The 22,549-nt window shown below is 64.2% G+C and carries 18 protein-coding genes; 11 read left to right on the top strand and 7 right to left on the bottom strand.

Annotated features, from left to right (window positions below; genetic code table 11):
- The coding region (locus A3E77_RS10670; protein WP_293645721.1) for a substrate binding domain-containing protein at window positions 1–696 on the top strand (696 nt) is incomplete at its 5' end.
- Between the two features lie 4 nt (window positions 697–700).
- Here the strand turns inward: A3E77_RS10670 and A3E77_RS10665 are convergent.
- Both A3E77_RS10665 and A3E77_RS10660 read right to left on the bottom strand, forming a co-directional pair.
- The gene (locus tag A3E77_RS10665; RefSeq protein WP_293645719.1) at window positions 701–1,405 is read right to left on the bottom strand and encodes a glutathione S-transferase family protein; all 705 of its coding nucleotides are present in this window, start codon (window positions 1,403–1,405) and stop codon (window positions 701–703) included.
- Window positions 1,406–1,409: 4 nt separating this feature from the next.
- Window positions 1,410–2,573, bottom strand: a complete 1,164-nt coding sequence (locus A3E77_RS10660) for a CaiB/BaiF CoA transferase family protein (protein WP_293645717.1) — start codon at window positions 2,571–2,573, stop codon at window positions 1,410–1,412.
- A 134-nt stretch (window positions 2,574–2,707) separates the two neighbouring features.
- Between A3E77_RS10660 and A3E77_RS10655 the strand changes: the two genes are divergently transcribed.
- Window positions 2,708–3,592, top strand: a complete 885-nt coding sequence (locus tag A3E77_RS10655) for a hydroxymethylglutaryl-CoA lyase (protein ID WP_293645715.1) — start codon at window positions 2,708–2,710, stop codon at window positions 3,590–3,592.
- Here the strand turns inward: A3E77_RS10655 and A3E77_RS10650 are convergent.
- Window positions 3,589–4,500: a DMT family transporter gene (locus tag A3E77_RS10650; RefSeq protein ID WP_293645714.1), complete on the bottom strand. Its 912-nt coding sequence runs from the start codon at window positions 4,498–4,500 to the stop codon at window positions 3,589–3,591. The genes A3E77_RS10655 and A3E77_RS10650 overlap by 4 nt on opposite strands.
- Before the next feature lie 223 nt (window positions 4,501–4,723).
- Here A3E77_RS10650 and A3E77_RS10645 point away from each other — a divergent pair, with 223 nt between their 5' ends.
- On the top strand, window positions 4,724–5,746 hold the full coding sequence (locus A3E77_RS10645; RefSeq protein WP_293645713.1) for an acyl-CoA dehydrogenase: 1,023 nt from the start codon (window positions 4,724–4,726) through the stop codon (window positions 5,744–5,746).
- Here the strand turns inward: A3E77_RS10645 and A3E77_RS10640 are convergent.
- Window positions 5,743–6,873, bottom strand: a complete 1,131-nt coding sequence (locus A3E77_RS10640) for an acyl-CoA dehydrogenase family protein (RefSeq protein WP_366652634.1) — start codon at window positions 6,871–6,873, stop codon at window positions 5,743–5,745. The genes A3E77_RS10645 and A3E77_RS10640 overlap by 4 nt on opposite strands.
- 49 nt (window positions 6,874–6,922) lie before the next feature.
- Window positions 6,923–7,672 carry a helix-turn-helix transcriptional regulator gene (locus A3E77_RS10635; protein WP_293645712.1) on the bottom strand — a complete coding sequence of 250 codons (750 nt, stop codon included), beginning with the start codon at window positions 7,670–7,672 and terminating at the stop codon, window positions 6,923–6,925.
- Window positions 7,673–7,811: 139 nt separating this feature from the next.
- Between A3E77_RS10635 and A3E77_RS10630 the strand changes: the two genes are divergently transcribed.
- Window positions 7,812–10,262, top strand: a complete 2,451-nt coding sequence (locus tag A3E77_RS10630) for a TonB-dependent receptor (protein WP_293645711.1) — start codon at window positions 7,812–7,814, stop codon at window positions 10,260–10,262.
- A gap of 214 nt (window positions 10,263–10,476) precedes the next feature.
- Here the strand turns inward: A3E77_RS10630 and A3E77_RS10625 are convergent, their stop codons facing one another.
- Window positions 10,477–12,174, bottom strand: coding sequence for an N-acyl-D-amino-acid deacylase family protein (locus tag A3E77_RS10625; protein ID WP_293645710.1), 1,698 nt, complete (start codon window positions 12,172–12,174; stop codon window positions 10,477–10,479).
- 21 nt (window positions 12,175–12,195) lie between these two features.
- A complete protein-coding gene (locus tag A3E77_RS10620; RefSeq protein WP_293645709.1) occupies window positions 12,196–12,819 on the bottom strand; it encodes a helix-turn-helix domain-containing protein in 624 nt (207 codons plus the stop codon).
- 142 nt (window positions 12,820–12,961) lie between these two features.
- Between A3E77_RS10620 and A3E77_RS10615 the strand changes: the two genes are divergently transcribed.
- The 7 genes from A3E77_RS10615 to A3E77_RS10585 form a co-directional block, all read left to right on the top strand.
- Window positions 12,962–14,938 carry a serine hydrolase domain-containing protein gene (locus A3E77_RS10615; protein ID WP_293645708.1) on the top strand — a complete coding sequence of 659 codons (1,977 nt, stop codon included), beginning with the start codon at window positions 12,962–12,964 and terminating at the stop codon, window positions 14,936–14,938.
- Between the two features lie 158 nt (window positions 14,939–15,096).
- Entirely contained in the window at window positions 15,097–16,239 is a 1,143-nt protein-coding gene (locus A3E77_RS10610; RefSeq protein WP_293645707.1) for a dipeptidase, read from the top strand.
- A gap of 43 nt (window positions 16,240–16,282) precedes the next feature.
- Window positions 16,283–18,430 (top strand): TonB-dependent receptor, encoded by a 2,148-nt coding sequence (locus A3E77_RS10605; RefSeq protein WP_293645723.1) that lies wholly within the window; start codon window positions 16,283–16,285, stop codon window positions 18,428–18,430.
- Between the two features lie 20 nt (window positions 18,431–18,450).
- The gene (locus A3E77_RS10600) at window positions 18,451–19,491 is read left to right on the top strand and encodes a DUF1611 domain-containing protein (RefSeq protein ID WP_293645706.1); all 1,041 of its coding nucleotides are present in this window, start codon (window positions 18,451–18,453) and stop codon (window positions 19,489–19,491) included.
- On the top strand, window positions 19,488–20,627 hold the full coding sequence (locus A3E77_RS10595) for a YkvI family membrane protein (protein WP_293645705.1): 1,140 nt from the start codon (window positions 19,488–19,490) through the stop codon (window positions 20,625–20,627). The genes A3E77_RS10600 and A3E77_RS10595 overlap by 4 nt, the downstream gene beginning before the upstream one ends.
- On the top strand, window positions 20,624–22,201 hold the full coding sequence (locus A3E77_RS10590; RefSeq protein ID WP_293645704.1) for a serine hydrolase: 1,578 nt from the start codon (window positions 20,624–20,626) through the stop codon (window positions 22,199–22,201). The genes A3E77_RS10595 and A3E77_RS10590 overlap by 4 nt, the downstream gene beginning before the upstream one ends.
- Window positions 22,198–22,549 (top strand): membrane dipeptidase (locus A3E77_RS10585; RefSeq protein ID WP_293645703.1); only part of this gene is annotated, 352 nt, incomplete at its 3' end. The genes A3E77_RS10590 and A3E77_RS10585, both read left to right, overlap by 4 nt.

The following is a 22,549-nucleotide window of genomic DNA, read 5'->3' as shown; positions in this document are numbered from 1 at the left end:
GACCATGCCGCCAGAGCCGGCGCCGAGATCGACGTGGCGAGGGAAACCATCCTTCCCGCGGGCGAACTCCGCGGCCGCTTGCGGGTTTCCGCGCCTTTGACTTTCGGCCCGACCCATTTCGCGCCCGTGCTCGCCGAAATGGCGCGCCGCCATCCGCGACTTCATCTCCAGACCTGTTACACCGACCGGTTCGTCGATCTGATCGCGGAGGGTTATGATTGCGCGATCCGCGTCGGCTATCTGCAGGACTCCAACCTGATCGCGCGCCGTATCGGCCCGATGTACGGACGGTTGCTCGCCAGCCCGGCCTATATCGAAGCGCATGGTGCGCCCGAGACACCCGACGAGCTCGTCGCCCATCAGGCGCTGATGCAGGGCACCGAAAGCTGGCAGCTCATGGACGGCGACAGGGTCGTAACGGTCCGTCCGCAGGGGCGTTTCAAGGCGGACAACGGGACGGCGTTGATAGCGGCGGCGGTGGCCGGACTCGGGATTGGCTATCTCCCCGACGGCCTGTCGCATGACTATGTTGCCTCGGGCGCGCTCGTCCCCGTCATGACGCGCCATCTTCCGCCGCCGGCGGGTGTTTATGTCGTCCGCCCGCCCAGCCAGCACCCCGCGCGAAAGATACGGGAACTCACCGAACTGCTCATCGAATATTATGAACAGACGCCGACGCTGGCGGGGGTTGTATAGCCGCTCAACGTTTCGCGTGCTGCCTGTCGCCCCACAGGATCGCGCGATGTTCGTCGGTAAAGCCCGTGAGCCCGCCCTCGATCGTTTCGGCGCGCGCGACGCCGGCCTTCATGCCTTCGGCAACCGCGGGGCGGGCAAGCATCGCGGCGCCCCAGCGGTCGACGTTCGGGAAACGCCCCGCCTTTTCGATGAGCTGGCGGCGCAGATAGGGCAGGGTCGCCATGTCGGCGATCGTATAGTCAGCGCCCGCCAGCCACTCGGTCTCGCCGAGCCTTTTGTCGATCACCATCATCAGCCGGTCGACCTCGCGGCTGTAGCGCGCGATGGCATAGTCGTGCCGGTCCTTGGCATAATGGGTAAAATGCGCTTCCTGCCCGAACATCGGGCCGACGCCCGACACCTGGAACATCAACCATTGCCAGCAAATCGCGCGCTGCACCGGGTCGGCTGGCAGGAAGCGTCCGGTCTTTTCGGCGAGGTAGAGCAGGATCGCGCCGGTTTCCCACAGAATGAACCGCGTGCCGTCCGGCCCGTCTTCGTCGACGATCACGGGCGTTTTATTGTTGGGGTTGAGCGCAAGAAATTCGGGCGTCAACTGGTCGCCCGCCAGGATGTCGATATATTCGAGCCGCCATTCCAGCCCCATTTCGAGGAGCGCGATCGCGATCTTGCGCGCGTTGGGGGTGGGGCCACCGTAAAGGATGATCATCGCATCAATCCTCCCGGCCCAGCCAGCGGCCCAGCACGTCAGCGGTATCCTGTCCGACCCGCAGCGGTGCAGGGCGGCGGACGCTGCCTGGGGTTGCCGACAGTTTCGGGAAGACGCCCTGCATCGTGACTTCGCCCAGTTCCTCGTCGGGAATGGTCACCAGCGCCTCGCGCGCCGCGAAATGGGGGTCGGCCAGCATATCCTCGGCATCGAAGACACGGCCCGCAGGGACGCTGGCTTCGACCATCCGGGCTTCGAGTTCCGCGATCGTCATCGTCGCGGTCCATTCGCCGATCAGCGCATCGAGTTCCTCCTGCCGCAATCCCCGTGCGCGGTGCGTGGCATAGCGTTCGTCGTCCGCCAGTTCGGGCCGTCCCATCGCGGTGGCAAGGCGCGCGAAGACGCCGTCCTGGTTGGCGCCGATCAGATATTCGCCATCCTTGCACGGATAAACATTGGACGGCGCGATCCCCGGCAAGGTGGAGCCGGTGCGGCGGCGCTTCGTGCCGCTCGCCGAATAGTCGGAGACGGTCGATTCCATCACCTGCAACACCGCTTCATAAAGCGCCGAATCGACGATCTGGCCTTCGCCGGTCCTGTTGCGATGATGGAGCGCCGCGAGCGCGCCCAGGCACCCGTAAGAGGCGGCGAGCGTATCGCCGATCGACACCCCCATGCGCGCGGGCGGCAGGTCGGGATAGCCGACGATCCCGCGCCAGCCGCCCATTGCCTCGCCAATGCCCCCGAACCCGGCGCGCGCCGAATAGGGGCCGGTCTGGCCGTATCCGGACACACGCACGATGATCAGTCCGGGATTGGCCTTGCGAAGTTCGATGGGATCGAGATTCCATTTTTCTAGCGTGCCGGGCCGGAAATTCTCGATCAATATGTCGGCCTTCGCGATCAGGTCGCGCGCCAGCGCCTGGCCCTCTGCGGACCGCAGGTCGACTGCGACCGAATATTTGTTGCGCGCGATCACGCGCCACCAGCTTGGACGGTCGCCCTGGCCCCAGTTGCGCATCTGGTCGCCGGTGCCGGGGGGTTCGAGCTTGACGATCTCGGCGCCCATGTCGCCCAGGAGTTGGCCGCAAAAGGGGCCGGCGATCAGCTGTCCCATTTCGACGACCTTGATGCCTTCCAGCGCGCCCCCGCTGCTTGTATCCGTCATAAAATTCCTTTCGGGACCGACTCCGGCAGCGCCCGGCCGCTTCGCCCATGGTCTTTGTATACTTAGAATGCTATGTAATTTTCAACCTGCTAAATGACTCGCGACAAATCGGGGCCAAGATGTTGAAAAACCGGATGGTGGAAATGGTGGAAGTGGGCCCGCGCGACGGGCTCCAGAATGAAGCGACGATCGTCCCGACCGCCGACAAGCTCCAGCTCATCCGTCACGCGATCGGCTATGGCGTCCGGCGTATCGAGGTGACGAGCTTCGTCAATCCCGCGAAAGTGCCCCAGCTCGCCGATGCCGAAGACCTGGTGGCGATGCTGCCCGAACGGGACGATGTGACCTACATCGGCCTGGTGCTCAACCGCCGCGGCGCCGATCGTGCGATTGCGTCCGGCCGTATCGACGAACTGGGCGCCGTGTGCGTGACGAGCGACAGTTTCGGCATCCGCAACCAGGGACAAAGCTCCGACGAATCGCTCGCCGCGGCGATGGAGATCGTCGGGCTGGCGAAGGCGGCGGGGCGCAGCGGGCAGATCACGATTGCCACCGCCTTCGGCTGCCCGTTCGAGGGCCGGGTGCCGATCGACCGCGTCGTCGAGATGGCGAAGCGCGCCGCCGATGCGCGCCCGCGCGAAATCGCGCTGGCCGACACGATTGGTGTCGGCGTGCCCGCACAAGTATCGGAATTGGTGGGGCGGGTGCGCGAAGCCATCGGCGACGTTCCGGTTCGTGTGCATTTTCACAACACGCGCGGCACCGGCATCGCCAATGTCTGGGCGGCGATCAACGAAGGCGCGGCGACCGTCGATGCATCGCTCGGCGGGCTGGGCGGCTGTCCTTTCGCGCCGGGTGCCGCGGGCAATGTCGCAACCGAAGATGTGATCTATATGCTCGACCAGAGCGGGTTTCCGACCGGCGTGGCCTTGCCGCAGGTGGTCGACGCGGCGGCGTGGCTGACCGGCGTCATGGGCCGGCCCTTGCCCGCGATGGTGAGCAAGGCCCCCGCCTTTTAGAAGGTCGCGAGCAGCGCCATCACCACCCCGCCAACGACGAGCATAAGTCCGGCGACCTCGTGCCAACGAACCGGCTCGCGCAGGTAAAAATGGGCGAAACCGATCGTGAACACCACTTCGACCTGCCCGACGATCCGCACCAGCGCCGCGGGCGCGGCCGCGAAACCGACATACCAGCATGCCGAACCGAGCGCCGACAACAGGCCGACCTGGCTCGATGTGCGCCATTGCCGGAACACGGCGCGAAGCGTGTCGCGATCGCGCAACGCGACCCACAGGAGATGAAGGCCGGTCTGGATCGTCATCACGACGACCAGAGTGATGAGCGCCGACCCGATCAGGTCGACATCGGGCAACTCGGCCGTCGCAAGCTTGACCGCAATGGCCGCGAGCGCGAACATCGATCCGGCCCCCAGCCCGCACAGGGCCGCCGGTTGGCGCAATGCTCGCCAGATTTCGCGCCCCGAAACGCCCCGTCCTGCAAGCGCCAGCGTCAGCACCCCCGCCACCCCGGCGATGATGCCGATCCACGCCAGCAGGGGGAGGCGTTCGCCGAGGAACAGGGCGGTGACCAGCGCAGCCTGCACCGCCTCGGTCTTGGAAAAGGCGGTGCCGACGACGAAGCCGCGATGCCCGAAGGCCATGATCAGCAGGATTGTTCCGGCCATCTGGGTGATGGCGCCGGCGACTGCGAAACCGACGAACGCGCCGCCGAAGGCGGGCACTGGATCCTGCTGGATCGTCAGCCATGCACCCGCGAAAACCAGCGCAAAGGGCAGGCCGTAGAGATAGCGCACAAGCCCCGCACCGCTGACGCTCAACTGGGCGCGCAGGCGCTGCTGGAGCGCGGTGCGCCACGCCTGAAACAAACCGCCCAGCAGCGATGCGGGAAGCCAGATCGGGTTCATCCCGCCTGGCCCATATGCGCGCTGTTCCCGACTCGTCCCGCCCTGTTCATACCGCCCCATGCAATAGTTTTATTGCTAAGTATATGATGGCGGCACCGGCGATCGACCGCACCTGCCACACCAACCAGCTAGACCCGGGACGCGCCGCGTTGCAGGAAAGGCGCGGGAGGTCAGATGACGGACGAGATGGCAAAAACGCGCAGCACCGGGTGGGCGATCTGAGATGGCCGACCTCGATCTGCCGCTTCGGAACGAACAACAGATGCTGCGCGACAGCGTCCAGCGGTTCCTGGCCGACAATCCGCGCCCCGGATGGCGCGACCTTGCGGAATCGCTGGGCCTTGCGGGGCTGGCGCTTCCCGAAAGCGACGGAGGGTTCGGCGGCGGGATTGTCGATATTGCGATCGTGATGGCCGAACTCGGTCCCGCATTCGCTGGCGCCGACTGGCTGTCGCATGTTGCGGCGACAGCGGTGCTGGCGCGGGCGGCGCCCGGACACCCGGCGCTGGCCGACCTTGCGGAAGGCCGCCAGCGTATCGCAATCATCTGCACCGCGTCGACCGCGGCGATGCCGATCGTCGAGGCCGGCGTGATCCGTGGCACCGCTACGCTGGCTGCGGGGGCGGCGGAGGCCGACCTGCTGCTGCTCGCCAGCGATGATGTCGTGCTGCTCGTCGCCGCCGACGGTGGCAAGGTCGAACAGCGTCATCGCATCATGCACGATGGCAGCGTGTCGGCCGATCTGGCCTTCACGCTCAAATCGGGCGATGCGGCGCAGCTCGCCAGCGGGATCGCGGCGCGTGTTCTGATCGACCATGCGAACGACCTGATCCTCGCGGGGCGCTGCGCCGAAGCGGTCGGCCTGATGCAAAAAATGATCGCCGACAGCGTCGATTATCTGGGCCAGCGCCAACAGTTCGGCACCGCCATCGGGCGGTTTCAGGCGCTGCGCCACCGCGCTGCCGACATGCAGCTGGCGTTGATGAAGGCGGCGGCGCTCACCGAAACGGCGATTCTTGCCGTCGATCAGGACAGCGGCGACCGCGCGCAAGCGGTCAGCGCCGCCTGTATCGAAGTCGGCGATGCGGTGCGCATCGTCGGCGAGAGCGCGGTGCAGATCCACGGCGCCATGGGACTGACCGAGGAACTCAGCCTGGGCGGGCATTTCAAACGTGCGCTGGCGATCGCCGCCGGCTTCGGTCCGCGCGGCGCACTCCTCACCCGGTTTGTCGAGGCAGGGGTCTAACCCAGCATGGCGCGCGCGATCAGGTCGCGCTGGATCTCGTTCGACCCGGCATAGATCGTGGCGGCCCGGTCGTTGAGGTAGCGCGGCACCGCGACCGCCAACTCGGCCGGCGTCTGGCCGTCGGCATCCGCCCAGCCTGCGTGGCCCGCAATTTCGCACGCCATCGTGTCGATCCGCTGCGCCGTTTCGGTGCCGAGGATCTTGAGCGCCGAGGCATAGAGGGCCGCGCCGCCTCCGACCCCGCGCATCGCCTTTAGCTCAAGCGCCTGTAGCGCTGTCAGCGTCACCGCCTCGCGGTCGAGTTGTGCGCGCAGCATTGGATCGAGGTTGCCGCGCGCGCGCAGCCGCCCAAGCCGCCCGATCAGCCCCGGGGCATATTTCCCCCCGCGCTCGAAGGTCAGCAGATGCTTTGCGACCGACCAGCCTTCGTTTTCGCCGCCCAGGCGGTTCGCCTGCGGCACCCGGACGTCGTCGAAAAACACCTGGTTGAATTCATGGTCGCCCGCGAGGGTGCGGATGGGCTCGACCGTAATCCCCGGCAAGCCCATGTCGAGCAGGAGGAAACTGATCCCCGCCTGCGGCTTGCCATCGTTCGACGTCCGGACGAGCGCGAACATGCGGTTTGCGAAATGCGCGTGAGTCGTCCAGATTTTCGATCCGTTGAGGATATAGTCGGGGCCGTCGGGCACGGCGCGCAGCTGGAGCGCGGCCAGGTCCGACCCTGCGCCCGGTTCCGAAAAGCCCTGGCACCAATAATCCGCGCCCGACAGGATTCGGGGCAGATAATGCGCGCGCTGTTCCGCGCTGCCATAATGCATGATCACCGGCGCCACCATCTTCAGCCCCATCGGGGCCAGGTTCGGCGCGCCGGCATGAGCGCATTCGGCGGCAAAGATGTAGCGCTGGATTTCGCTCCATCCCGGGCCGCCATATTCTGCGGGCCAGTCGGGCGCCGCCCAGCCTCTTTCGTGCAGGATATGCTGCCACGGCAACGAGACGGCGGGATCGATGAAGACGCTGGTCGCACGCGTCGCCGCTTCGCGGATGTGGTCGGGCAAATGCGCGGTCAGGAAAGCGCGAACCTCGTCGCGAAAAGCCGTCAGTGCCGGGTCGTTCAACATGTCCATGCGACCAGCTTAGGGCGTGGAGCGACGCCGGGCCAAGCTGGCACCTGCATCAGGCCGCGCGAGCCCCGACAAAGCCCAGCCCCGCGGCCATCTGGATCGACTGTGCGCGCCCGGTCGCGCCGAGCTTTGCCGCTGCATTGCGCAAGTGGAAACGCACCGTCGAGACCGACAGCGACAGGATGATCCCGATCTCGCCATCGGTCTTGCCCGCCGCCGCCCAGCGCAGACATTGCACCTCGCGCCGCGTCAGCGTCTGCGGCACGGTGGCGTTACGCGGTCGGCCGCGGGCCTCGTTGTGCGTCGCGATCAATTTGACCGCCAGATTGTGCAAATGCCCGGCATGCTCGGGAAAAATGGTCTCAACACCGACGGGCTCGCGCGAGCACCAGAAGACTGCGCCGACCAGCCCGCGCGGCAGGTGCACGGGCGCAATGATCGCCTCGCCGAAATTGGGCGTGCTGCGGGCTTGGGAGCAATCGACCTCGTCGAGGAGATGCGTCGCGCGCCAGGTGCCGAGGCGGCCGTCGCTGTAATAAAAAGGTTCGGCGACAAGACGGGCGGCAGTCAGGAAGGCGAGTTGCAACGCCAGTTTGCGGTCACGCCAATAGGCATAGCTCGGATCGACCCAGTGAAAGCTGGTTTCGGCATAGGGCCGCCCGTCCTCGTCGCTCATCGGTTCGGGGTCGCCAAGGTCGGCCTGTGCCGCGACATAGGGCAAGCCGATCGCGTCGCCGGCGGCCTGAACCGACGCGATCAGCGCCGGCATTTCTGCCCAGCATTCAGGCCTCTGCTCGGTCACGCGGTCGTCCCTCCACTATCCTGACACAGGTGTCAGCTTGTTCCGCCGCCCGCAATCCTTTGTTCTGTCACGGTCCGGTTTTGCATGACGCTCGCACAAAGACGGGCCCGGCGACAAGCTGTTTGAGGGAGGATGAGTGATGAGGGCAATGCGTATTTTCCTGGCCGTGGGTTCGGCGATGGGGCTGGCCCTGACCGTGCCGGCATTCGCTGCCGAGGAAACGCCGGCCGACGCGGTAGCGGCCGAGGGCGACATCATCGTCACCGCGCAGCGCCGGGCCGAATCGATGAACGACGTCGGCATGGCGATCCAGGCGGTGGACGGCGAAACGCTTGAAAATCTGCGCGTTACCGACATGCGCGACCTGACGACGGTGGCGCCAAGCTTCACCGTGTCGCAAAGCTATCAGGGCGTGCCGACCTACACGCTGCGCGGAATCGGTTTCAACACGATCAACCTGTCTTCGACCTCGACCGTCGGCACTTATGTGGACGAAGTCGCTTACGCCTACCCGATTATGAACACCGGGCCGGTGATGGATCTGGAGCGGGTCGAGGTGCTCAAGGGACCGCAGGGCACGCTCTATGGCCGCAACACGACCGCGGGGCTGGTCAACTTCATCACCGCCAAGCCGACCGACAGCTTTGAGGGTAGCATCAAGGCCGATCTCGGCAATTACCAGACCTACAATATCGGCGGCCATCTTTCCGGCCCGCTGGGCGAGGGCATCGCGGCGCGCATCGCCTTTCGCAGCGAGAATAGCGACAAGGGCTGGCAGGTCAGCAACAGCCGCGGCGAGCGGCTGGGCGAGGTCGAGAAACTCGGCGTGCGCGGCGCGCTGGCGATCGATCCGGCACCCGGCACGCATTTCGACCTGTCCGTGACCTGGTGGCGCAACAAGTCGGACACGGTTGCGGGGCAGGGCGTCGGCTTCACCCCCGCAACCGACCCCGCCACCGGCACGAGCAATTCGCGCTTCTTCAACGCCACGGGTCTCGCCGCCTATCTCGCCGGCAATTTCCCGACCAAGGCAAGCCAGGCCGATTGGGCGCCCGAAGCCGGGCGTTCGGCCGATATCGGCACGGGCCTCGGTCTTGACGGCCCGCTGGCCGAAAACAATCGCTTCTGGGGCCTGAAACTGCGCTGGGACCAGGATCTGGGCGATAGGATGAAGCTCGTCTCGCTCACCAGCTACAACGACTTCAAACGCAACGCGCTTTCCGACTGGAGCGGCGCGCCGTTTGAAATCCTGCTCCAGAACACGGTCGGGCGGATCAAGAGCTTTGCGCAGGAATTGCATGTCGAGGGCGAGGCGGGGGCGGTGAACTGGCTGGTCGGCGGCTATTATGCCAACGACCGCATCATCGATTCCAACCGTACGCTGCTGGGTCAGAACGCCAACGTCGGGCTGATCCGTGCGGCGGGTGCGCCGCTTCTGGCAAGCCCGATCTTCAATTCGGGCGGCTACACGCCGCTTCAGCTCAGCCAAGCTTTCCGCACCTATGAAGACTTCGGTCGTATCCGCACCAGGACATGGAGCCTTTTCGGCAACGCCGATGCCGAACTGACCGAGCAGCTGAAGCTTACGGCAGGGGTCCGCTATACCGAGGACAAGCAGCGCTACAACGGCTGTTCGCGCGACTTCAACGGCAATATGCTGCCCAACGTCAATGTCGTGAACCGCGCGCTCTACCTGCAAACCTATGGTGTGCTTGCGGCCGAGATTGCGCAGGGACAGTGCAACACCTTCGACCCGGTAACCGGCACCTTTGGCGAGGTGCAGTCGCTGCTCAAGGAGAATAACGTCGCGTGGCGTGTCGCGCTCGACTGGTCGCCCAACGACGATACGCTGCTCTATGCGTCGGTGTCGCGCGGCTATAAATCCGGCACGACGCCGATCAACGCCGCCAACCTCGCCCGCCAGAATGCGCCGGTGAAACAGGAAAGGCTCACCGCCTATGAAATCGGGGTGAAGGCGACGCTGGCGGACCGTGCGGTGCAGGCCAATTTGTCGGCATTCTATTATGATTATCGCGACAAGCAGATCAGCACCTATTTCGCCGACCCCATTTACACGGCGCTATCGCGCCTCGACAATGTGCCCGACAGCGAAGCCTATGGCGTTGAGGGCGAACTGACGATCCGTCCGGCAGCGGGGCTGACGATCGCGGCCAACGCGCTATATCTGAACACACGGATCAACGGTTACAACGGCACCAACGCCGCAGGACAGCCGGAAAATTTCGATGGCGCCGAATTCATCTACAGCCCCAAATTCCAGGGCAGTTTGACGCTCGCCTACGACACGCCGGTCAGCGACACGGTGGACCTGACCGGCGCGGTCAGCGCGCGTTACCAGAGCAAGTCGAACACCATCTTCGAGGATCTCGACCTGTACAAGGTCGACGCTTACGGCACCGTCAACGCCAGCCTGGGCCTCAAGGACGAGAGCGGCTGGTCGGTGTCGCTGTGGGCGAAGAATCTGTTCGACAAATATTATTGGTCTGCGGTCGCGAGCAACGCGAACGTCGTGGTGCGCTTTGCCAACCAACCGCGAACCTATGGCCTGACCGTGGGTTATGATTTCTAAGCAGGCCCATGGCGCGGCGCGTTTGCCGATGCAGGGCGAGTATCTGGGGACGGCGATCGATTTCGCCGTGCCCCGCGCGGCACCTCGCCGGACGACCGGCCGATCGCCATGTCGACCGTGCTGTCCCGCTTTGGCAGGCGAACGTGCGGATCGGCCTGCCGCATGATTTTTTGCTCAAATCAGCCGCCGAACAACGGCGACGGCTGACTGACGTCTAGGAGCAGCGGTTCCAGCCCGCACCACGCACCGCGCGTCCGGGCGTGGCACCGCTATGTTCGCCGTTGCGCAGCACACCGACGCCATTGACGAATACGTCGCGCATCCCGACCGAATATTGGTGCGGCTTTTCAAAGGTCGATCGGTCGCCGATCGTCGCCGGGTCGAACACGACGACATCGGCATAATAGCCGGGTTTGAGCGCGCCGCGGTCGGCGATGCGAAGATTGGTCGCAGGCAGGGTGGTCAGACGGTATATGGCCTGTTCGAGCGGGATCAGCTTTTCGTCGCGGACATATCGGCCGAGCAGGCGCGCGAAATTGCCATAGGTGCGCGGGTGCGCGCCCGATTTCAGGAACACGCCTTCGGTCGCCTGTGACGCGGCATCGGACCCGAAGCTCATCCACGGCAGCTGGATCTGCTTGCGGACATTATCCTCCGACATCAGGAAATACACGGTGCCGACGCGCGACCCATCCTCGACGACAAGGTCCATCGCTGTCTCTTCGGGCGATTTGCCGCGCATTGCCGCGACTTCGGCCAGCGTCTTGCCCGTCAGCGGCTTCAAGGCGTCGCTCTTGAAGCCCGACAGGATCATCTTGTCGGCGCCCGCGCCGAAATAGAGATTTTCCCAATCGCTGCCAGGCTGTTTCATCTCGGCGGCGACACGCGCGCGGATCGCGGGGTCTTTCAGCCGCTTGATCCACTCCTCGAGCCCGCCGGCCTGCACCCACGTCGGCATCGCGGCGTCCAGCCCGGTCGCGCCTGCGGTATAGGTGTACATGTCGGTGGTGATCTTCAGCCCTTCGGCGCGCGCGGCTTCGATCTTTTGCACAATGGCGTCGAGCTTGCCCCAGTTGCTGCGCCCAGCCATTTTCAAGTGATAGATTTCGGCCGGCGCCCCCGAACGGCGCGATATGTCGATCAGCTCGTCGACGGCTTCTTCGATCCGGTCGCCTTCCGATCGCATATGGCTGATATACATGCCGCCACATTTCGCCGCTTCGCTGGTCAACGCGACCAGCTCGTCGGTTTCGGCATAGGAACCGGGGGCATAGATGATCGAGCTGCCGACCCCCATCGCGCCGTCGTTCATGGCCTGCCTGACCAGCGCCCGCATCCGCGCCAGTTGGCCGGGGGTCGGGTCGACATCGCCTTCGCCCAGCTCGTGGACGCGCACCGTTGCCGCGCCGACAAAGCTTGCGACGTTGGTCGACACGCCCCGTTTTTCGAGCCAGCCGAGATAATCGCCGAGGCTGGTCCATTCGATCGGATATTTGATGTCGCCCTGGCGCTCGGTTTCAAGGGCCTTCATTGCCGGGCTGATCGGCCCCATCGACCAACCTTCGCCCATCACCTCCAATGTGACGCCCTGGCGGATATCGCTCTGGCTCTTGGGATCGGCGATCAGCGATTCGGTTGCCCAGCTGAGCATGTTGATAAAGCCCGGCGCGACGGCCATGCCCTTTGCCGCGACCTCGGTCGTGGCGGTGCCGGCAACCGTGCCCACCGCGACGATGCGGTCGTCCTTGATCGCAACATCGCCGACGACGGGGGGCTTGCCCGACCCGTCATAGATCGTCCCGCCGCGGATGATCAGGTCATAGGCCGGCGCCTTTGCGATCACCGGCGCCGACACCGGCATCGCGCTGCACAGCAGCATCAGGGACAGTGCGAAGCGTCGGTGCGATGCCATAATTTCTCCAATGCAGGATGGTCAGCCGTGCAGGCTCATCAGCGAATCCATCAACCCGTCGTCGGCGCTCGAGCAGACGCCGAGCACCAGCGCCTCCTCAAAACCCTCGGCGACGACATAGGCGTGGCCCATCGACGAATCGAGATAGATGCCCTGGCCGGTCTTGAGCGCGACCGGATCATAAAATTCGGTGTGAATTTCGACCTCGCCTTCAAGGACGAAGATGAACTCCTCGCCCTGATGGCGAACGAGGTCGCCAAATTCGCGCGCACTATGCGCCCGGATTCGCGTGATGATCGGGATCATTCGCTTTTGCCGAAGGTCGGTGCACAGATAGTGATAATCATAATTGTCGGTCGTGACGCGCACCGCCTGGTCGATCGTGCCGATGCTGCGACGGCCGGTCACCCGCGGAGTCTGGTCCTCGTCATCTTCGGCAAACAGGTCCGACATGCGGATGTTCAACCGCTGGCTGAGTTGCTGCAACTTGTCGTAGCTGAGCGTGAGGCGGTCATGTTCGACCTTCGACAGCGTCGATACCGGGATGCCCGATTTCGCGCTCATTTCCTTGAGCGTCCAGCCGTTTCGCGACCGGATGCTCTTCATCACCGTGCCGAGCGTGGGCGGTTGTGAACGGTCCGCCATCAGTTTTTCCATTCCATATTTGACAATTTTCCAATCAGGATCATTATGTCCCTATCGGGCTAACGGAAGTTGGTCCCTTGGTAAGGGGTCGCGCGGCTCGCTGCAAGGTGTGACAGGCCGCGACAAAGAAAAGGGGAAAGCGATGCGTTTCATCCGCAAGGTGATGATCGGGTTGGCGGCTTTTGCCGCGCTGCCACTGGCGGCGCAGGGGCCAGTGCCGACACCCACAGTTAAAAAGGTCGATGCGGCGGTGCCGGTCGCCAAGTCAGCCGCGGCGCCCGTCGCCCTCGACGCCAAGGATGTCGAGGCCTGGCTCGACGGATATTTGCCCTATGCGCTCGAGCGGGCTCGCATCCCCGGCGCGGTCGTGGTGGTGGTTCGCGGCGATCAGGTCGTGCTCCAAAAGGGCTATGGCTTCTCCGACGTCGCCAAGCGCGCGCCGGTCCTGCCCGAGACGACTTTGTTCCGCCCGGGATCGGTGTCGAAGCTGGTGACCTGGACCGCGGTGATGCAGCAGGTCGAGGCGGGCAAGATCGACCTCGACAAGGACATCAACGCCTATCTCGATTTCAAAATCCCGCCCTATCAGGGCAAGCCGGTGACGATGCGCAACATCATGACGCACACCGCGGGTTTCGAGGAATCGATCCGCCATCTGATCAGCAGCGACCCGAAGGCGGTGATGGCGCTGAAAAAACAGATGCCGCTGGCGCTGCCCGAACGCGTTTTCGCGCCGGGCACGACGCCCGCCTATTCCAATTATGCGACCGCCCTGGCGGGCTATATCGTCGAACGGGTGAGCGGCCAGGATTTCGACGATTATGTCGACAATCGCATTTTCAAGCCGCTGGGCATGGCGCATTCGACGTTCCGCCAGCCGCTTCCCGCCAATCTGGCGCCGCATATGTCCAAGGGCTATCCCGACATCACGCAAAAGCCCAAGCCGTTCGAGATCGTCGTCCCGGCACCCGCGGGCAGCCTGTCGGCGAGCGGCGCCGACATGGGCAAGTTCATGATCGCGCACCTGGGTGATGGCGCGGGCCTTATGAAGCCGGAAACCGCGAAGCAGATGCACGATTTCAAGGCGCCCGGTGTCGGCCCGCTCAACAGCATGGCGCTTGGTTTCTACGAACAATGGGTCAACGGCCACCGCGCGATCGCGCACGGCGGCGATACCGTCTGGTTCCACTCCTATCTGTGGCTTTTCCCCGACGCTGACATCGGCGTCTATATCTCGATGAACAGTGCGGGGACGCAGGGCGACGCGGGCGCGATCCGCAGCGCGCTGTTCCACAAGTTCGCCGACCGCTACCTTCCCGGTGCCGACAAGCCCGGTCAGGTCGATGCTAAGACAGCGCGCGAACATGCCCAGATGATGGCAGGCAATTACATCAGCAGCCGCGGCAGCTTTACCAATTTTGCAAGCCTGTTTGGCCTGCTCGGCCAGATGACGATCTCGCTGACCGAGGACGGCAAGATCACCTTGCCCGCACTCGACGGCATGGGTGCGGGCGCGCGCGATTGGGTCGAGGTCGAGCCGTTTGTGTGGCGCGATACCGGGACCGGCGAACGTCTGGCCGCCGTGGTCAAGGATGGCCGCGTCGTCCGCTGGAGCGTCGATGCCGGATCGCCCTTCATGGTGTTCGAGCCGGCCCCGGCCGGCGTCAACGCCGCCTGGTTGAATCCTGCGTTGATCTTTGCTTTCGGGATCATCCTTCTCGCGGCGCTGGCATGGCCGGTGCGGGCGCTGGTACGGCGCAGCTTCAAGGCGGATTTTGCGCTGGAGGGCAAGGCGCGCCGCGCCTACCGCCTGTCGCGCATTTTCGCCTGGCTGGCGATTGCGGCGCTGGCTGGCTGGATCGGGATGATTGCCGCCTTCTCGGCCGATATCGGCAGCCTCGGCGGCCCGCTCGACTGGCTGATCCACCTGCTGCGCGTTTTGACGCCGCTCGCCGCCTTCGGCCTGCTTGCGACGGCCGCCTGGCATCTGTGGCTCAGCATTCAGGACAAGCGCCGGTGGACGATGAAGCTTGGCGCGATCCTGCTCATCCTCGCCGCACTCATCCTCGTCTGGGTGACGCTCGCCTTCCATCTCTATGGTTTCGACATGGTCTATTGATGGGGCTTCGGAATCGGACGCTCGGCCTTCGGGTCGAGCGTCTTCGTCTGATTGGTCCATAAAATTGCGCGTTGATGACGATTTTATGTCCTAAACAGATTGACAATTTTCTGATTAGGACAATAGTCTGCATCTGAAGCTATAAAAGGGAGGTTGGGATGACGACGTCGTTCCAGATGACGCGCCGCGCGGCCATCGCGGGCGCGGTGGGTGTTGCTGTGTCGGCGCCGATGATCAACCGGGGCGTATATGCCTTTGCAGCCGCGCCGGGGCGCCGTTATTCGCGCCGCGCGGTCGATGTGGTCGCTTCGTCGCTCGTCATCGACATGCTTGCGCCGCTCAAGATCACCCTCGATTCCAATTATATCGCGCACCGGCTGACCGACGCCGAAGCGGCGGAGTTCAAGGCCTCTGGCATTACGGGATTCCACAACGCCTATGGCCTCGGCGGGCCGGATGCGAAGAGCCAGGCGCTCGAGTTTCTCGCCGGCTGGCAAGGGTTCGCCGGTCGCAACAGCCATGTCTTCACGCTGGTCGATTCGGTTCAGGATCTGGACCGCGCCAAGGCGGAGCAGAAATGCGCCGTCATCATGGGCATCCAGAACGCCGAGCATTTCGAGAAGATCGAGGATGTTGCGCTGTTTCGCCGTCTTGGGCTGCGCTGCGCCCAGCTCACTTACAACGCCCAGAACCTGATCGGTTCGGGCAGCACCGAACGCGTCGACGGCGGGGTCAGCGATTATGGCGCCGCGATCATTGCCGAGATGGAAAAGCAAAAGATGCTCGTCGACGTGTCGCACTGCGGCGACAAGACCACGCTCGACGCCATCGCCATCGCCAAGGGGCCGATCGCGATCACCCACAGCAACGCCCGCTCGCTGGTCGATCATCCGCGCGTCAAGACCGACGCCGCGATCAAGGCGCTTGCGGCGAAGGGCGGGGTCATGGGTATCACCGGCGTTCGCATGTTCGTGCGCACGACCGACCCGACCAATGTCGGGCACATGGCGGACCATATCGACCATGTCGCCAAGCTGGTCGGGATCGACCATGTCGGCATCGGCTCCGACGCCGATCTCCATGGCTATGACGATATGAAGCCGGAAGAATATGCGCTGCTGAAGGGCAGCTACAAGGGCAGCTACGCCTTTCGCGACAAGATCGACATCGACGGGTTCGATCATCCGCTCAAGACCTTCGACCTCGCCGAGGAACTGATCCGCCGCAATTATTCAAATGAAAACATCCGGGCCGTGCTCGGTGGCAATTTTCGCCGCCTGCTCGCCCAAGTCTGGGGGTAAGACGATGAAACAGGGACTTTTTATTGCAGGAAGCTTGGCCGCCATGATGGCGGCGATGCCGGCGCAGGCGCAGGAAGCGGCCGCCGTCGAGGCGAGCGGCGAAATCGTCGTCACCGCGCAGAAGCGCACGCAGAATGTGCAGGATGTGCCGATCTCGATTGCGGTCGTCAACGGCGAGGCCTTGCAGGAGCAGGGGTCCGCCTCGCTCGTCGATTATGCGGGCTATGTCCCCGGCATGAACGTCAGCAACAGCGGCACGCCGGGACAGACGACGATCACGCTGCGCGGGGTCGCGCCGCTCAATGCCAGCCAGACCGTCGGCATCTATCTCGACGATGCGCCGGTCGGATCGAGCGCAATCTATAACCGCGCCGGGGCATTTACGATCGACCTCATGCCCTATGACCTCGAACGGATCGAAGTGCTCAAGGGACCGCAGGGCACGCTATATGGTGCCAGTTCGATCGGCGGGCTGGTGAAATATGTGACGGTTCAGCCGAACACCAATGCGTTCAGCGTGAAGGCGGGCGTCGAAGGTTTCGCGATCAAGGGCGGTGATGGGCTTGGCTGGGGCGCGCAGGCGATGGTCAATGTTCCGATCGTCCAGGACAAGCTTGCCGTCAGCGGCAGCTTTGCCTGGCGCAGCACGCCGGGCTGGGTCGACAGCGTCAACAATGCCGCGCTCAAGGACCAGAATGACTATGAACAGCGCGGCGGCCGCGTCGCATTGTTGTGGACGCCGACACCCGACCTCAGCGTGAAGCTCGCCGGGATCTGGCAATCGCTCGATTCCGAAGGCAACGGCCTCTATGCCGCCGACCTGACGGGCGAGCGACTGGGCGACGGGCGTTCGTTCAACAATTTCGTGCCCGAATCCTTCGACGTCGATCTCGACTATTATTCGGCGACGATCGATTATGATTTCGGCGCCGCGACGCTGACCTCTGCGACAACCTACAGCAAGACGCAGAGCGCGCAGGTTCAGGATGCGAGCTATGCGTTCGGCGTCCTGTTTCCGCTGCTGACGGGCGGCACGGTGGCGCCGGGCATCACGCCCTTCGCGCTCAATCTCGGGCTCAAGAAATGGACGCAGGAGGTGCGCCTTGCTTCCCCCAGCGGCGGCCGCTTTGAATGGTTGGTCGGCGGCTTCTTCACCGACGAGGAAACGAGCAATTCGCAGCTGGTCCGGTCTTTCGACATGGCGGGCAACCCGATCCCGGGGCTCGATCCGCTGGCGACGGTCGGCTTGCCCGCGACCTACAAGGAATATGCGGTCTTCGGCAACGCCACCTTCAAGCTCAGCGAACAGTTTGAAATCACCGGCGGGCTGCGTTGGGCGCGCAACGACCAGACCTTCCGCCAGATCAGTTCGGGCGCGATCGTTCCGCAGGCCGACGATCCGGGCAAATCGTCCGAAGATGTCTTCACTTACTCGATCAGCCCGCAGTTCCACATCAATGAGGACGCGATGCTCTACGCGCGCCTCGCGACCGGCTATCGTCCCGGTGGCCCGAACGTCATTGTTCCCAACGTGCCGCCGACGGTCGATGCCGACCGGATGAAGAATTACGAGGTCGGGCTGAAGGCCGATTTCGCCGATCGGATGGTGTCGGTCGATGTCGCGCTGTTCTGGATGGACTGGACCGACATCCAGGTCGTCCGCGCCTTTGGCGGCGTGTCCGGCGGCGCCAACGGCGGCAAGGCGACGAGCAAGGGGATCGAAGGCAATATCGCGCTGCGCCCCGCCGCAGGCCTGACGCTGAGCGCGACCGGCAGTTACACCGACGCCACGCTCAGCGAAGATGTGCCGGAAATCAGTGGTTTCGATGGCGACCGTCTGCCCGCGGTGCCGAAATTCAGCGGCGCGGTTCGTGCCGACTATGTGTTCGAGCTTGGCGGCGGCAACAATGGCAGTTTCGGCATCGGCGTCCGCCATGCCAGCAGCCGCTTGTCGCTGGTCGAAAGTGACCCGCTGGTCGCGCGCGCCAAGCCCTATACATCGGTCGATCTCAACGCTTCGATCACCTTCAACGATCACTGGACTTTGCGCGCCTATGCCCGCAACCTGCTCGACAACAAGGGCGAGATGGCGCGGTCGACCTTTGCCGACGGGCTCAATCAGCCCAGTTTCCTTGGCATTTCTCCGCTCCAGCCGCGGACTGTCGGTGTCGCGCTCGACATGGCCTTCTGATCGTTTTGGAGTTGGAAAAGATGAACGCGCCCATCGGCAGGCTGGCCGACAGCATGACCCTGCCGCAGCCTTATCTGCTGTTCCTGGGCGACACGACCGAGGCCAGCTATGCGAAGACCGCATTCGGCCTTGCCGACTGGGCCGGCGATCGCTGCACAGGGGAGTGGGCGATCGACGGCTGCACGGTGTCCACCGGCCTGCCGCGCCTGTCTCCCGCCGAGGCGCGGGCGGCGGGTGCGCGGTCGCTGGTGATCGGCGTCGCCAATCAGGGCGGGATTATAGGCGAAGCGTGGGTCGCAGTGCTGGTCGAAGCAATGGAGGCGGGGCTCGACATCGTCAGCGGACTGCACACCAAGCTGACCGGCGTTCCGGCGCTGGTCGAGGCGGCTCGGCGCACGGGGCAGCGACTGATCGATATCCGCACCCCGCCGCCCGCAATTCCGGTCGGCACCGGCCGCAAGCGCAGCGGCAAACGACTGCTCACCGTCGGCACCGATTGTGCGCTTGGGAAGAAATATACCGCGCTCGCGCTGCACCGGGCTTTCCTCGCGCGCGGTCTCGATGCCGATTTTCGCGCGACCGGACAGACGGGCATTATGATCGCGGGCGGCGGTATGCCGATGGATGCAGTGGTTTCGGACTTTGAAGCGGGGGCGGCCGAAATGCTGAGCCCCGATGCGCCGGCGGACCATTGGGACGTCATCGAAGGGCAGGGCTCGATCTTCAATCCCGCTTATGCCCCGGTGTCGCTCGGCCTGCTTCACGGCAGCCAGCCAGATGTTTTCGTCGTCTGTCACGACCCGACGCGCACGGTGATCCTTGGCATGGAGAGCTTTGCGCTGCCTTCGGTCGATGAGGTCATCGACCTGACGATCCGGCTTGGTAGCCGAACCAATCCAGCGATCCGTTGCGGCGGGGTGAGCTTCAACACGTCGGGCTATGACGCCGCGGCGGCGGCGGCATTGATGGCGGCCGAAAGCGACCGCCTGGGGCTTCCCGTCGCCGACCCGATCCGCGGCGGCGCCGGTTTCGACGCGCTCGTCGAAAATATTCTCGCATGAGTGTGGGCGAGACGGGTAGCAGGTCGAGCTGGTTCCAGCGCTTCCTGCTGCCCGGTTTCGCGCTGAAGGCCGTCATTATCGGCGGCGGCTATGCGACGGGGCGCGAACTTGCCGAATATTTCGTGCCGTCGGGACCATGGGGCGGGCTCGCCGCGATGCTGCTCGCCACGCTGATCTGGAGCGTGGTCGCCGCACTGACCTTTGCGCTCGCGCGCAAAATGGGGACATATGATTATCGCGCCTTTTTTGAAGGCTTGCTTGGCCCGGCGTGGATCGCGTTCGAGATCGCCTATCTGATCTTCGTCATCCTCATCCTCGCGGTGTTCGGGGCGGCGGCAGGCGCGATCGGTGCCGCAACCTTCGGCTGGCCCGACCTTGCCGGTTCGGTAATGCTGGCCGTAGGAATCCTTGGCTTTACCGCTTTCGGCACCGCGCTTGTCGAAAGCCTTTTCAAATATGCCTCGATGCTGATCTATGCGGTCTATGCGCTCTTTCTGGTCTTTGCGCTTGCCAGCTTCGGCGGCCTGATCAGCGACGGTTTTGCGACGTCGCCGCCGCCATCCGGAAACTGGATAGCGGGCGGGCTCACCTATGCGAGCTACAATATCGTCGGTGCGGTCGTTATCCTGCCCGTGCTACGCCACCTGACCAGCCAGCGCGATGCCGTCGTTGCGGGGCTGATCGCGGGGCCGCTGACGATGCTGCCGGCCATCCTGTTTTTCGTGGCGATGATGGCCTTTTATCCGGCGATCGGCGGAGAGACGCTGCCTTCCGACTTCCTGTTGCGCCAGATGGCGGTGCCCGGATTCCATATCCTGTTCCAATTGATGATTTTCGCTGCGCTGCTCGAAAGCGGGGTAGGGGCCATCCATGCCATCAACGAACGGGTATCCGGCGTTGTCGAGGCGCGCGGACGCCCGCCGATCGGCGTCGGCCTGCGCACGGCAATCGGCGGCGTGGTGCTGATCGGTTGCATGTTCGTCGCGTCGCGCGTCGGGCTCGTCGACCTGATCGCGAGCGGCTACCGCTTCCTCGCCTGGCTGTTCCTTGCCGTCTTTGTCCTGCCGCTGCTGACCGTCGGCGTGTGGCGCCTGCTGCGTCCTGCTGCCCCCATGTCCATGGAGTCTTCGCAATGAAAGCCGTTCGCCTGCTTGCCCTGTCGTTGATGCTGTCGGTCGCTGCGCCAGCCTGGGCCGAACCGCCCGCCGACGTCGACGCCAGCGTCGAGGCGCTTCGCAAGAAAGTCGGAGCGGCCGGGGTGTCGATCGCGATCGTCGAAAATGGCAAGACGACGCTGTCGCGCGGATGGGGGGTGCGCAAGATCGGCGAGCCGGCGCCCGTCGATGCGCAAACCATCTTCCAGACCGGATCGACCGGCAAGGCGATGACCGCGACCGCTCTGGCGATTCTGGTCGACGAGGGCAAGATTGCGTGGGACGATCCTGTCATCAAGCATATGCCCTGGTTTCGCATGTATGATGCATGGGTCACGCGCGAGATCACGATCCGCGACCTGCTCGTCCATCGCAGCGGGCTGGGGCTGGGGCAGGGCGATCTGATGTTCGTGCCGCGCACACATCTGACGCGCAAGCAGACGGTAGAACGCGTCGCTCACCTCAAACCCGTGACGAGTTTCCGCTCGGCCTATGCCTATGACAATATCCTTTATGCCGTCGCAGGCCAGCTGATCGAAGAGGTCACGGGGCAGACATGGGAAATATTCATGCGCGACCGCGTGTTGCGCGCAGGCGGCATGAACAACGCGACGAGCGACAGCGAGGACCGTTTCCGCATCGCGAACCGATCATGGCCGCACGCCCGGCTGTCGGGGGCGTTGCGCGGCCTCGGCCAGCAACAGGCGCTGAATGAACGTGACGAACTGGGCCGCAACGGGGCACCCGCGGGCGGGCTTGCGCTTAGTGCCGACGATATGGCGGCGTGGTTGAAGATCCAGCTTGCGCACGGCGCGCTGCCGGACGGCAAGCGGCTGTTCAGCGAAAAACAGGCTGCGGAAATGTGGGCGCCGGTCACCCCGATGCCGATCACTCCGCTGCCCGATATGTTGAAACCCGCGCAACCGACGCAACAGGCCTATGCGCTCGGCTGGCAGGTTCAGGATTATCGCGGCCACCGCATTATCCAGCACGGCGGCGGGGTATTCGGGTCGATCACCCGCGTCGTGATGATCCCTGACAAAAATGTCGGCTTTGCGATCATGATGAACAGCGAGGACAGCGGGATGCTGCTGGGGCTGACTTACGACCTGCTCGACCATTATCTGGACCAGGACGACTATGGCTGGATCGCGAAGTGGGAGGATTGGTATCAGGCGCGGCTCGCTGGTGGGGCGGCGTTCCTGAAACAAACCAAGGCGTCGCCGGTGAAGAGCGGTCCCTCGCTCCCACCGGCGCGCTATGCCGGGCGCTACCGCGATCCCTGGTATGGCGACATCGTGATTGGTGCGCCGTCGAACGGGCTGACGATCGACTTTACGTCAACGCCGCGCATGGCGGGGCGACTGAAACATTGGCAATATGACAGCTTCGTCACCGAATTTGACGATCCAGCGATCGAACCGGCCTATGTCACTTTCGCGCTCGACGCCGACGGCAATATCACCGGCGTGACGATGAAGGCGGTAAGCCAGATTGCCGATTTCAGCTGGGATTATCAGCATCTCGACCTGAAGCCCGTGAAGGACAATAAGTGAAGCATTTCGCCATTCTGCTGACCGCCACCGCGCTCACCGCCTGTTCGCCGGGCGGCGACGAGCCCAAGGCGACCGAGGCGCCGCTGCACAGCCGGATGCTCGTGCTCGACACGCACCTCGACACGCCGCTCCATTTTGAGCGTGCGGGCTGGAGCTTCGCCGATCGGCACGCGCTCACCGACGACATGGCGCAGCTCGACATTCCGCGGATGAAGGACGGCCATCTCGATGGCGGCTTCTTCGCCATCTATACCGACCAGGGGCCGCTGACGCCGAAAGGCTATGCCGATGCGCTCGCCTTCGCGCGCAAACGGTCGGACCTGATCGACAAAACGATCGCGGCCAATT

Source organism: Sphingopyxis sp. RIFCSPHIGHO2_12_FULL_65_19, assembly GCF_001830555.1.
Classification (GTDB): domain Bacteria; phylum Pseudomonadota; class Alphaproteobacteria; order Sphingomonadales; family Sphingomonadaceae; genus Sphingopyxis.
This window is presented reverse-complemented; position numbering and strand designations above follow the sequence as displayed.